Source organism: Stenotrophomonas sp. 05L44_2 (genome assembly GCF_056665995.1).
In genome coordinates, this window is the sequence record NZ_JBFTNR010000028.1 from 1 (window position 1) to 11,868 (window position 11,868).

The window sequence follows — 11,868 nt, forward strand, 5'->3', positions numbered from 1 at the left end:
GCATCGGGCTGTCGCCGTCGCCGAGGCCGACCGTTGCAGGGAAGCCGGCCAGGGGCAGCTTGCGTGCAGCCACCGGCATCGGCGGGCCGCCCACAGCGCGCGCCAGCACGAAGACCTGGGTGCTGGCCGGCCAGTTACCCGCCTTCAACGATGCGGGCAGCTGCACCCGTACCTGCAGCAGCGCGGGGGCGGCGGCCGGTGCGTGCGACGGCTGGCCGGCCGCCTCGCGGGCGATGGCGATCTGTGCCTGCAGCGCCTGCGCGGCACCCGGCTCCAGGCGTGGCAGCAGCGTGCTCCAGAGTTCGGCGGCCTCGGCATTGCGGCCCCGCTGGCGCAGGGCAATGCCAAGCAGCCAGCTTGCGCGTTCGGCGTCGGGCGACAAGGTACGTGCGCGCTGCAGCCATGCCAGCGCGGTGTCATCGAACTGCTTGCCAGGATCGGCCTGGGCGCGTGCCTGCGCGGCCTCGACCAGCACGCCCGGTTCGTCCGGTGCCAGTGCTGCGGCGCGGTTGAAGGCGTCGGCCGCGGCGGCGGCATTGCCAAGCTCGGCCTGCGAACGACCCAGCAGCGCCCAGCCATCGGCGCGTTGCGGGTCACGCTGCAGCGCCTGCTGCAGCGCCTCTACACCGTCACGCAACGTGGCGACCGAAGGCGCAGGCTGCACCTGTGCGGCGCGGGGATTGCCGACCAGCAGATACAGGCAGGCACCGGCCACGCCCAGTGCCACCACCCCCAGCACGAAGCTGCGACGGCCATGCTGGCGCAGCGGCCACAGCACCACGGCCGCCAACAGCGCAGCGGCCACTGCGGCGACCATCGGCAACCAGTGCGTCACCAGTCCTCTCCCTCGGTTGGGTCCGCTGCAGCGGATGCATCCATCTGCCGACTACGGCGACGGACGATGCCCATCACCACCAGCGCGCCGCCACCCAGTACCAGCAGCGGGCCGCCCCACAGCAGCCAGGTGCCCGGTTGCAGTGGCGGTTGATAGAGCACGAACTCGCCATAGCGGGCGACCAGGAACTGCTTGATGGCCGCATCGTCGAGGCCCTGCTGCATCAACTGCAGCACTTCGCGGCGCAGGTCCTGCGCGATCTGCGCGTTGGAATCGGCCAGTGACTGGTTCTGGCACTGCACGCAGCGCAACTGCGCAGCCAGGTCGTGGAAGCGCGTCTCCTCGGCTGCATCGCGGAACATCAGCGGCCGCGCATCATGCACCGGTTGTTGGGCGAGGCCGGAGTCTGGCAGCGCCAGGGTCATCGCCAGCAGCAGCGGCAGCAGCCAGCGCATGCGCTTACGGCGAGGCGTGCAGGGTATTGCCAGCATCGCCCTGGGCCTTTTCAAGCTTTTCCAGCGCCGGAATCAACTTCTCATCGACCACCTGCTGGGTCATCGCGCCGCTGTACTTCCAGCGCACGATGCCACTGCCATCGACCAGGAAGGTCTCCGGTGCTGCCGTCACACCCCAGTCGATGGCGGTGCGGCCTTCGATGTCGCTCAACACGACCATGAACGGGTTGCCCAGCTGTTCCAGCCAGTGCAGCGCGTCGGTCGGTTCATCCTTCCAGTTGTAGCCGATCACGCGTACGCGCTTGCYCTCGGCGAAGCGGGTCAGTACCGGATGTTCTTCACGGCAGGCCGCGCACCAGCTGCCCCAGACGTTGAGCAGGTACGGCGCGCCACGCAGCTCCTCGCTGCGCACGATCATCTGCGGGTCATGCAGCACCGGCAGCGCGAACGCCGGCGCCGGCTTGTCGATCAGTGCCGAAGGCAGCACGTCGCGCTGCGGATCGCCCGATTTCATCACCCCGTAGATCATCAGGCCAAGCAGGCCGAAGAAGAACAGGACGCCGATCACGATGGCTACCGGCGGCAGCGGGCGGGAAGGGCGTGGGGCGGGTGACTCGGACATGGGGGACTCCTACGGACGACGAAAGCGGCGATCGGCAGCGGTGATGAATCCGCCCAGGGCCATCAACAGCGCGCCCAGCCAGATCCAGCGCACGAAGGGCTTGATGTGCACCCGTACCGCCCATGCATTGTTGCCCAGCGGCTCGCCCAATGCCACGTAGACATCACCGCTGAGTCGTGCATCGATGCCTGCTTCGGTCATCACCTGGCCGCCGCTGGCGTACTGGCGCTTCTCTGGATGCAGCAGGGCCAGCTCGCGACCGTCGCGCAGCACCCGCAGATGGCCGCGATCAGCGATGAAATTGGGGCCTTCGCGGTGGTCCACGCCCTCGAAGCGCACTTCGTGGCCGGCGACCACTACCTGCTGGCCCGGCGACAGCGCCACTTCGCGCTGCACGTTCAATGCTTCCACCAGCAGCGCGCCGGCCAGGAACACCGCGACACCGGCATGGGCGACGATCATGCCAAGCATTTCGGCAGTGAAGCGGCCATTGCCACGCAGGCGCTGCCAGACGAACCGGGCGGTGCCCAGCCCAACCCAGGCCGCAGCCGCAACGCCGATGCCGGCCTTCCAGCCATTCTGCGGCGCCTGCCACCAGGCCCAGGCGCCAAGCAGTACAGCCAGCCCCGCCCATGGCAACAGCAATGCCAGTGCGCGCGAGGGTTGGTCGCGCTGCCACTTCACCAGCGGACCGAACGGCAGCAGCATCACCATCGGTGCCATCAGCAGCAGGAACAGGCTGCCGAAGTACGGTGGGCCCACCGAGATCTTGCCCAGCGACAGCGCATCGGCCAGCAGTGGGTAGAGGGTGCCCAGCAGGACCATCGCGCAGGCGCTGGCCAGCAGCAGGTTGTTGGCAAGCAGCAGGGTTTCCCGCGAGGTCGCGGTGAAGCCACGGCGCGGATCACCGGCATCCACGGCCAGCCGCGGCGCACGCAGCGCATACAGCAGCAGGCTGCCCCCCACCAGCACCGACAGGAAGATCAGGATGAACAGCCCACGCGAGGGATCGGCCGCGAACGAATGCACGCTGGTCAGCACGCCGGAGCGGACCAGGAAGGTGCCCAGCAGCGACAGCGCGAACGCCGCGATGGCCAGCAGCAGCGTCCAGCTGCCGAAGGTGCCACGCTTTTCGGTGACCGCCTGCGAATGGATCAGCGCCGCGCCGACCAGCCAGGGCATGAAGCTGGCGTTCTCGACCGGGTCCCAGAACCACCAGCCGCCCCAGCCCAGCTCGTAATACGCCCACCAGCTGCCCAGTGCGATGCCCAGCGTGAGGAAGCCCCAGGCGACATTGGTCCAGGGCCGGGTCCAGCGTTGCCAGCGTGCATCGACACGGCCTTCCAGCAGTGCCGCCACGGCGAAGGCGAACGGCACCGCAAAGCCGACGTAGCCCAGGTACAGCATCGGCGGATGGATGATCAGCCCCGGATCCTGCAGCAACGGGTTGAGGTCACGGCCTTCCAGTGGCACCGGGTTCAAGCGCAGGAACGGATTGGAGGTGAAGATCAGGAAGGCGAGGAAGCCGACGCTGACCACGCCCATCACCGCCAGCACGCGCGCCTGTACCGGTGCCGGCAGGTGGCGCGAAAACAGCGCCACTGCACCGGTCCACAGCGCCAGCACCAGCGCCCACATCAGCAGCGAGCCTTCGTGCGCCCCCCACACCGCCGAATAGCGGTAGATCAACGGCAGCAGCGAATTGGAGTTCTCGGCGACGTAGCGCACCGAGAAATCCTGTTGCACGAAAGCCGCCGTCAGTACGGCGAAGGCGCCGGCCAGCAGCACCAGCTGGGCAAAGGCCGCCGGGCGGGCAACGGCCATCCATGCGTCATTGCCACGCTGCGCGCCCACCAGCGGCAGCACCCCCTGCAGCAGCGAGGCCAGCAGCGCGCACAGCAGGAGGATCTGACCGAATTCGGGAAGCACTCAGCGCGCCTCGGGCGCCGTGACCGGCACATCGTGCTTGCGATGCGCATCGCCCATCTTGTCGGCCACTTCCTTGGGCACGTAGTTCTCATCGTGCTTGGCCAGCACCTCGTCGGCGACGAAGGTACCGTCCTGCAGGCGACCGCTGGCGACCACGGCGGTCCCCTCGCGGAACATGTCCGGCAGGATGCGGTCGGTACTGACCGGGAGCGTTGCATCGCCGTCGGTGACCACGAAGTGGGCCTGCAGCGAGCCGCTGGGTCGATCGAAGGACCCCTTCACCACCATGCCACCCAGGCGGAAGCGGGACTGCGCATCCACGTCGCCGCGCAGCACTTCCGAAGGCGTGTACAGGTAGGCGATGTTGCGCTGCAGGGCGAAGGCCACCAGCGTGGTGGCCAGCCCGGAGGCCAGCAACAGCAGGAGCACCCAGATCATGCGGCGTCGCTGTACCGGCGTCATCGGCTGAGCTCGGTGGCAAGCGGCGCCGGTGCCGACGCGTTGCCACGCGCCTGCAGCCGCTGCTGGCGGCGTTGSGCCAGCTGTCGGGCGCTGCGCAGGCGCAGCCACGAGCCCAGCGCATCGCAGGCCAGCACCAGCAGGAACACCGCGAAGGCGGCGATGAGGTAGGGCAGGTGGGTCATCGCCGTGCCTCCCCATCCGCGGTGCCGAAGCGCTCGCCGATCCAGGCCTTGCCGGCCTCGCGCGCGATGTTGTCGGCGCGCGCCTTGGCCAGCAGCGAGCCGACGAACCACAGTTTGGTGGCCACCACCATCCACCACAGCGGGGCGATCAGTTCCGGCCGCACGGCGTTCTCGCCGAACACGTTGATCGACTGGCGCTGGTGCAGCGCGCCCCACCAGTCCACCGAATAGCGGATGATCGGCAGCAGGCCCACGCCGACGATGGCCARCAGGCCGGCCGCGCGTGCGGCACTGCGGCGGTCTTCGATGGCGTGGTACAGGCCGATCACGCCCAGGTACAGGAACAGCAGGATCAGCTCGCTGGTCATGCGCGGGTCCCAGTCCCACCAGGTGCCCCAGGTGCCCTTGCCCCAGATGCTGCCGGTCAGCAGGGTGATCAGGGTGAAGCCGGCGCCCATCGGCGCACAGGCCATCGCCAGGATCTCGCAGATCTTGATGCGCCAGATCAGCGCGATGGCGGCGTAGGCGGCCATCAGCGCGAACACGAACAGGCTCATCCAGGCGCTGGGTACATGGATGTAGATGATGCGGAAGGCGTCGTGCTGGTTCTGTTCCGGCGGTGCCACGAACAGGCCCTGCCACAGGCCGATCAGCAGCACCGGAACCGCCGCAGCGTAGAACACGCGGGACCAGCGTGCGGCGAAACGATCGAAGGTCGGGGGCGAACCGAGTTGATGGAACCAGCGGACGATCGGATTCATGCGTGGCGGCTATCCAGCAGGGGTGGATTGGCTCTCAGCTCGGTCAACTCAGAGAAATACGGATCGCAGCAGCGGTGGCCAGCGGTGCCAGCACCAGGGCGATCACCAGTCCAGCGCCCAGCATCAGCAGCGCACCGACCGGGTCCTGCCCGCGGCTGGCTGCCGCCAGGCTGCCGGCACCGAAGACAAGCACCGGTACGTACAACGGCAACGACAGCAACGCCACGAGAATACCAGAGCGCCGGATGCCGACGGTCAGTGCAGCGACCACGCCACCGATCAGGCTCAACAACGGTGTTCCCAGCAGCAACGATGCCAGCAACATCGGCAGCTGGTCATGCGGCAGATGCAGCATTTCCGCCAGCAACGGGCTCAGCAGGATCAGTGGCAGGGCGGTGGTCGCCCAATGCAGCAGCACCCGCACCAGCACCAGCCACGCCAGTGGCACCGGCGCCAGCAGCCATTGTTCGAGCGAACCGTCTTCGGCGTCGGAGCGGAACAGCGAATCCAGCGCCAGCTGCCCGGCCAGCAGTACCGCCAACCACAGCACCGCACCGGCGGTGGCGGCCAGCGGCTGCGGGTCCCGGCCCTGGGCCAGGGCGAACAGCACCACCACCAGCAGGGCGAACAGCACCGGCTGCAGGGCATCGCCGCGACGCCGCCAGAGCAGGCGCAGGTCGCGCGCAATCAGCGCGCGGGCGGTCTGCCACAGGCCTGGTTCGGTGCCTGGCGCGATCATGCTTCACCCCCCAGATCGAGCTGGCGGGTGCGTACCGGCGGGGCGGCATAGGCGCCATGCGTGGTGACCAGGGCGGCGCCGCCACTGCGCAGGTGTGCGGAAATCATCCGATTGACCAGGTTGATGCCTTCCAGGTCGAGGTTGGCATAGGGTTCGTCGAGCAGCCACAGCGGTGCCGGCGACAGCCAGATGCGGGCCAGCGCAAGCCGCCGCTTCTGTCCGGCCGACAGGTGCCGCACAAGGGTGTCCTCGTAGCCGGCCAGGCCGACGATGGCCAGCGCATTGCCCGGCATCTGCCGTGCGCGGCGGCCGTGCAGGCCGCAGAGGAAATGCAGGTTCTCCAGCGTGTCCAGGTCCGGCTTCAGCGCCGGCAGGTGGCTGAGGTAGGCGACATAGCGCGCACGCTCGGCGTTGCTGGCCGGCCTGCCGTCGATCAGCACCTGGCCCGCGCCCGGGCGCGCCAGGCCTGACAGCACGCGCAGCAGGGTGGTCTTGCCGGCACCGTTGCCGCCCTGCACCAGCAGCGCCTCGCCGGCATCCACGTGGAAGTCCAGCGGGCCGAACACCGGCTCGTCRTTGCGGGAGAAGCTCAGGCCGCTGGCGGCCAGCAATGCAGGGGTGTTCAAGGCGCAGGGGTCTTCATGCGGGAGTGCGGCAGCAATTGTAGCGGTGAATGTGACCCGGTAGCGCCGGGCCGTGCCCGGCGAGCACGCAGCGCGGCTTGCCATCGGTGCGGCATGTGCAAAGAGCCGCCGGGTATGACCCGGCGCTACCGTCGGCGCCGCAGGCCGGGTCGGGATTTCGTACACTTCCAGCCCTTGTTTCCCCACAGCCCAGGCCGATGCAACCGAACACCAAGCTGCCCAAGGTCGGTACCACGATCTTCACCGTGATGTCCCAGCTCGCCGCCGAACACGGCGCGGTCAACCTCGGCCAGGGGTTCCCGGATTTCTCCGCGCCGCAGCGCCTGATCGACGAGACCAGCAAGGCGATGGCCGCCGGCCTGAACCAGTACCCGCCGATGACCGGCGTGGCACCGCTGCGCCAGGCCATCGCGCAGAAGTCGCTGGACCTGTACGGCGCGACGATCGATCCGGACACCGAGATCACCGTCACCAGCGGCGCCACCGAGGCGATCTTCAACGCCATCCACGCCGTGGTGCGTGCCGGCGAGGAAGTGATCGTGCTCGACCCGGCCTACGACTGCTATGAACCGGCGATCGAACTGGCCGGCGCCACCGCCGTGCACGTGCCGCTGGACCCGCAGACCTTCGCGGTGGACTGGGACCGCGTGYGCGCGGCGATCACCCCGCGCACCCGCCTGCTGATGGTCAACACCCCGCACAACCCGTCCGGCGCGATGCTGGACGAGGCCGACATGCAGGCGCTGGCCGATGTACTGCGCGGCACGCAGATCTACCTGATATCCGATGAAGTGTACGAGCACATCATCTACGACGGCCGTCGCCACGAATCGGCGCTGCGCTACCCGGAACTGCGCGAGCGCACCTTCGTCATCTCCAGCTTCGGCAAGACCTATCACTGCACTGGCTGGAAGATCGGTTATGCGGTGGCGCCGGCGGCGATGACCGCCGAGTTCCGCAAGGTGCACCAGTACAACACCTTCACCAGCTTCGGCCCGGCGCAGTACGGTTTCGCTGCGATGATCCGCGACGAGCCGCAGCATCATCTGCAACTGGGCGCGTTCTATGAAGCCAAGCGCGACCGCTTCCGCGAGCAGCTGGCCGGTACCCGCCTGAAGGCGCTGCCGGTGCCGGGCGGCTACTTCCAGCTGGTCGACTATTCGGCCATCAGTGACCTGCCGGACCATGAGTTCGTGAAGTGGCTGACCATCGAGAAGGGCGTCACCGCCATTCCGCTGTCGCCGTTCTACGAAACCGCGCCGGTCGGCCAGCGCCTGGTGCGCCTGTGCTTCGCCAAGAACGAGGCCACCCTGGACGCGGCGATCGAACGCCTGCGCCTGCTGTGAGCGGAGGAGACAGCATGCAGGACCTGCGCATTTCCCTCGTCCAGGGCGACACCCGCTGGCACGACCCGGCCGGCAACCGCGAATACTACGGCGCGCTGCTGGCGCCGCTGGCCGGCACCACCGATCTGGTGATCCTGCCGGAAACCTTCACCAGTGGCTTTTCAAACGAAGCCATCGCCCAGGCCGAAGGCATGGACGGCCCGACCGTGGCGTGGGTGCGCGCGCAGGCCAAAGCCTTGAATGCGGCAGTGATCGGCAGCGTGCAGCTGCGCGATGGTGAGGGCGTCTACAACCGCCTGCTGTTCGCCACCCCCGATGGTGGCCTGCAGTACTACGACAAGCGTCACCTGTTCCGTTACGGCGGCGAGCACGAGCGCTACGCCGCCGGCCGCGACCGGTTGTGCGTGGAATGGAAGGGCTGGCGGATCAATCCGCAGGTCTGCTACGACCTGCGTTTCCCGGTGTTCTGCCGCAACCGCTACAACGTCGAGCGAGCCGAACAGCTGGACTTCGACCTGCAGATCTTCGTCGCCAACTGGCCTTCCGCGCGCGCCTACGCGTGGAAGACCCTGCTGCGCGCGCGGGCGATCGAGAACCTGTGTTTCGTCGCCGCAGTCAACCGCGTGGGCGTGGACGGCAACCAGCTGCATTACGCTGGCGACAGCGCGGTCATCGACTTCCTCGGCCAGCCGCAGGTGGAGATCCGCGAGCGCGAGCAGGTGGTGACCACCACCATCTCCGCCGAAGCACTGGCCTCGCATCGTGCACGCTTCCCGGCCATGCTCGATGCCGATGCCTTCCATCTGGATGTGCAGGCCTGATACGGCGGCTGAACGCTTCCCGCCCCACCGCGCGCGCCTGCATCCAACGTGCACGCGCGCGCTGCTAGATTCGCCCACATTCCGACCGATGTGGATGTTCTGCCGATGAATACCAAGCCGTTTGCCCTGCTGCTGGCGCTGGCCGCAGCGTCCCTGGCCCCGACCGCGCAGGCCGGTGGCAACCTTGACTGCCAGCTGCGCTACAACCTGTCCGGCTGGTCACTGATCTACAAGACCGCCTCGGGCAACGGCACCATCCACTGCACCAACGGTTCCAGCATGCCGGTGCGGATCCAGCTGAAGGGCGGCGGCCTGACCGTTGGCAAGTCGAAGATCACCGATGGCCGTGGCAGCTTCACCGGCGCCAGCAGCGTCGGCGAGCTGTTGGGCACCTACGCCTCGGTCGGCGCGCATGCCGGTGCGGTGAAGTCCAGCAACGCGCAGGTGATGACCAAGGGCGATATCTCGCTGGCCCTGTCCGGTACCGGCAAGGGCTGGGACCTGGGTGTGGACGGCGCGGCGTTCACCATCAGCCGGCGTTGAGGCGGGAGGGCTCCCCGGCTTCCCAGCTGATGCGGATGTAGTGCTGCTCGGCGTCGCTGGGCAGCCGTTCGACACTGAAGCGGTTCTGCAGCAGTTGCTCGACGACGCCGTCGACGAGGCGCTCGCTGGCCAGCGCCTTGTTGAAGCCGAACACGATGTAACGGCGGCCGTTTTCCGAGCCGACCTGGATCGATTTGTCCAGATCCCTGTAGTACTGCTCGATCGGTCGAATGGCGGCGTCAGCGTTTGCGCGGGCCTGTTCTGCGGTGATGGTGATCATCGACATCTGCGTGGTTGCGGAGAACACGCACCATAGCCAGCGCTGCCGCGCGGTTTCCGGCAGTGGCGCACAGTGCAGAGCGTTTGCAGCAATTCCTAGGCCAGCGCGCTCCGCGGACGCAGCAACCACAGCGCCAACAGTGCACAGGCGATGATGGATGGCGCCAGCATCTGCAGTGCGCCGACAACGGCCATCGCCGCGCCGATCAGCAGGTAGTAGAGCAGGCCGAACAGGGCGCCGGCACTGCCCAGGCAGTGTGCATAGCCGCGTAGTGCCTGCCCGAGCACATTGGGGATGGCCAGGCCGAATCCCGCCACGACTGGCAGCATCGCCATCACGATGACCGGTTGCCCGCGCAGCAGCGCGGCCAGGACACCACCAGCCAGTACCAGCGATGCCGCAATGCGGACGCGCGTCAACGCAGGGACGCCGACACGCAACAGGCGGCCATTGGCCCACGCGCCCAACGCCGAACCCAGCGCCAGCACCGCACCGCTGGCGCCGAACCAGCTGGCCGGCCAGTGCAGGCGTGCGAACACGAACGGCCCCAGCGCGTACCAGCTGTACATGGCCACGTTGAAGGCCATGACCAGCAGCGCGTGCGACCAGATCCAACGGTCGCCCAGCAGTTGCCGCAGCAGGGGCCGCAGCGGTACGGGCGCGATCTGCGCGGGCCGGCTTTCACGCAGCCCGGTTACGCAGCCCAGCATCAGCAATGCAGCGATCAGCAGCAGGCCGGCCTGTACGCCGGCATAGCCATCGGCAGCGACCAGCAGCGAGCCCAGTGCCAGCCCGATCGCCGGGCTCAGCGCCAGCGCCATGCCAATCCAGGAGAACGCCTGCGCCAGCGCGGGCCCTTCAAGGTGGTCGCGCAGCACGGTCTGGGTCACCACCGAGGCGGCGGCGGCGCCCAGGGCGGCCAGCATCTGCGCAGCCAGCACCTGGCCGAACGTGCCGGCCGCCAATCCGCCCAGTGCCGCCAGCACGAAAACGGACARGCCACCCAGCAGGGCGGGGCGACGGCCAACGCGGTCGGCCAGCCTTCCCCACAGCAGGACGCCCAGCGCGAACCCCAGCAGGTACAGGCTCATCGCCTGGCTGGCAGCGCTGGCCGGCAGGGTGAAGCGGTGCGCCAGATCGGCCAGCGCCGGGCTGTACAGGGTCTGCGCCAGCTGCGGAAACATCAGCAGCGCAATGGTGAGGGACAGCAGGCGAGGTGACATCGGCGCGCTCCGGAAACAGGGGCGCGCATTGTCGTGGCCGTGCTGATGGCGCACTCTAGTGATTGCGACAGTAGATGGATGAAATCGGACATGGCATGGCTGCAGCCCGACGCTCGCTTCGATGCCGATGCCTGGAGCGCCCCGGTGATCGGTATCGCTGCCACGCTGGCCGAGCATGACTCCGGTTGGCACCAGCACGCACGTTCGCAACTGCTGTACACGCGCGCCGGTTGCACGCGGCTGACGTTCGGCGATCGCATCAGCCTGTTGCCGCCATCGCGCGCGGCGTGGATTCCGGGTGGTCTGCTGCACCGCGCGCAGATGCGACAGGCGGTGGACTATCGGTCGCTGTACTTCGATGCCACGCTGTCGGCGCAGTTGCCGCAGCAGCCAGCAATCATTGGTGTCGGTCCCCTGCTGCAGGCGCTGCTGGAGCCGATCGCGCAGGCGCCGTTCGCACATGACTGGCAAGCGCCGCGAGCGGGGCATCAACTGGCGCTGTGCGTGCTTGAGATTGCCGCTGCGCCGGTGGAGCCGATGGAGCTGCCATTACCGCGCGACCCGCGCATCGCCCGCTGCCTGCCGGTGGCCGAGCAGCTGCCGCCCGAACTGGGCGAGCTGGCCCAGCGCAGCGGACTGAGCGTGCGTACGATCGGGCGCCTGATGCAACGCGATACCGGCATGGGCTACCAGGCGTGGCGTCAGCAATGGCGGTTGATGCGGGCCATGGAACTGCTGCTGCTCGGCCATCGTGTCGCGCACGTGGCGCTGGAACTTGGATTCTCGGCAGAGAGTCCGTTCATCGCCTTCTTCCGCAGCATGGTCGCGACCACGCCTGCGGCGTTCCAGCGCGCCGAAAGCGCTCGAGCGGCAGGGTGAGAGTGGAGTGGTCGCGGCCGAACGCGGGGAAGCGGGCGCACGGGCCCGGCTTCCGTCGCCGTGTCTACTGCTGGGCCATCAGCCAGGCCAATGTGCCGCGATGTGGTTCGGGCACGGTGCTGGACGCGGCATCGAGCAGCATCAGCG

Annotated in this window: 15 protein-coding genes; 4 read left to right on the forward strand and 11 right to left on the reverse strand. The window is 68.2% G+C overall.

What is annotated here, in order from left to right; all coding sequences use genetic code 11:
• The 9 genes from AC1VAN_RS01760 to ccmA form a co-directional block, all read right to left on the reverse strand.
• Positions 1-838, reverse strand: an 838-nt coding sequence (locus AC1VAN_RS01760; protein WP_480985157.1) for a tetratricopeptide repeat protein, incomplete at its 3' end; no start/stop codon positions are given.
• Positions 832-1,290 (reverse strand): cytochrome c-type biogenesis protein, encoded by a 459-nt coding sequence (locus AC1VAN_RS01765; protein WP_442251539.1) that lies wholly within the window; start codon positions 1,288-1,290, stop codon positions 832-834. The genes AC1VAN_RS01765 and AC1VAN_RS01760, both read right to left, overlap by 7 nt.
• 4 nt (positions 1,291-1,294) lie before the next feature.
• On the reverse strand, positions 1,295-1,912 hold the full coding sequence (locus tag AC1VAN_RS01770) for a DsbE family thiol:disulfide interchange protein (protein WP_480985155.1): 618 nt from the start codon (positions 1,910-1,912) through the stop codon (positions 1,295-1,297).
• A 9-nt stretch (positions 1,913-1,921) separates the two neighbouring features.
• Positions 1,922-3,841 carry a heme lyase CcmF/NrfE family subunit gene (locus AC1VAN_RS01775; RefSeq protein ID WP_282280567.1) on the reverse strand — a complete coding sequence of 640 codons (1,920 nt, stop codon included), beginning with the start codon at positions 3,839-3,841 and terminating at the stop codon, positions 1,922-1,924.
• The gene (gene ccmE / locus AC1VAN_RS01780; RefSeq protein WP_025876474.1) at positions 3,842-4,303 is read right to left on the reverse strand and encodes a cytochrome c maturation protein CcmE; all 462 of its coding nucleotides are present in this window, start codon (positions 4,301-4,303) and stop codon (positions 3,842-3,844) included.
• Positions 4,300-4,485 carry a heme exporter protein CcmD gene (gene ccmD / locus AC1VAN_RS01785; RefSeq protein WP_025876476.1) on the reverse strand — a complete coding sequence of 62 codons (186 nt, stop codon included), beginning with the start codon at positions 4,483-4,485 and terminating at the stop codon, positions 4,300-4,302. The genes ccmE and ccmD overlap by 4 nt, the downstream gene beginning before the upstream one ends.
• The gene (ccmC, locus tag AC1VAN_RS01790; RefSeq protein WP_025876477.1) at positions 4,482-5,246 is read right to left on the reverse strand and encodes a heme ABC transporter permease CcmC; all 765 of its coding nucleotides are present in this window, start codon (positions 5,244-5,246) and stop codon (positions 4,482-4,484) included. Before ccmC ends, ccmD begins: the two co-directional genes overlap by 4 nt.
• A gap of 43 nt (positions 5,247-5,289) precedes the next feature.
• Positions 5,290-5,985: a heme exporter protein CcmB gene (gene ccmB / locus AC1VAN_RS01795; protein WP_025876478.1), complete on the reverse strand. Its 696-nt coding sequence runs from the start codon at positions 5,983-5,985 to the stop codon at positions 5,290-5,292.
• A complete protein-coding gene (ccmA, locus tag AC1VAN_RS01800; protein WP_442251540.1) occupies positions 5,982-6,713 on the reverse strand; it encodes a heme ABC exporter ATP-binding protein CcmA in 732 nt (243 codons plus the stop codon). Before ccmA ends, ccmB begins: the two co-directional genes overlap by 4 nt.
• A 113-nt stretch (positions 6,714-6,826) precedes the next feature.
• On the opposite strand from ccmA, the gene AC1VAN_RS01805 reads away from it, so the two are divergent.
• The 3 genes from AC1VAN_RS01805 (at position 6,827) to AC1VAN_RS01815 (ending at position 9,339) form a co-directional block, all read left to right on the forward strand.
• Complete coding sequence (locus AC1VAN_RS01805) at positions 6,827-7,975, forward strand: pyridoxal phosphate-dependent aminotransferase (RefSeq protein ID WP_480985156.1); 1,149 nt, start codon at positions 6,827-6,829, stop codon at positions 7,973-7,975.
• Positions 7,976-7,989: 14 nt separating this feature from the next.
• Entirely contained in the window at positions 7,990-8,796 is an 807-nt protein-coding gene (locus AC1VAN_RS01810; RefSeq protein ID WP_032978771.1) for an amidohydrolase, read from the forward strand.
• A 105-nt stretch (positions 8,797-8,901) separates the two neighbouring features.
• Positions 8,902-9,339 carry a hypothetical protein gene (locus AC1VAN_RS01815; protein WP_025876484.1) on the forward strand — a complete coding sequence of 146 codons (438 nt, stop codon included), beginning with the start codon at positions 8,902-8,904 and terminating at the stop codon, positions 9,337-9,339.
• Here the strand turns inward: AC1VAN_RS01815 and AC1VAN_RS01820 are convergent.
• Together AC1VAN_RS01820 and AC1VAN_RS01825 are read right to left on the reverse strand one after the other, a co-directional pair.
• On the reverse strand, positions 9,326-9,619 hold the full coding sequence (locus AC1VAN_RS01820) for a hypothetical protein (protein ID WP_088101761.1): 294 nt from the start codon (positions 9,617-9,619) through the stop codon (positions 9,326-9,328). The two genes, AC1VAN_RS01815 and AC1VAN_RS01820, sit on opposite strands and share 14 nt — an antisense overlap.
• Positions 9,620-9,714: 95 nt before the next feature.
• The gene (locus AC1VAN_RS01825) at positions 9,715-10,842 is read right to left on the reverse strand and encodes an MFS transporter (protein ID WP_282280565.1); all 1,128 of its coding nucleotides are present in this window, start codon (positions 10,840-10,842) and stop codon (positions 9,715-9,717) included.
• 90 nt (positions 10,843-10,932) lie between these two features.
• Here AC1VAN_RS01825 and AC1VAN_RS01830 point away from each other — a divergent pair, with 90 nt between their 5' ends.
• Positions 10,933-11,721, forward strand: a complete 789-nt coding sequence (locus AC1VAN_RS01830; RefSeq protein WP_025876489.1) for an AraC family transcriptional regulator — start codon at positions 10,933-10,935, stop codon at positions 11,719-11,721.
• Positions 11,722-11,868: the final 147 nt, after the last annotated feature.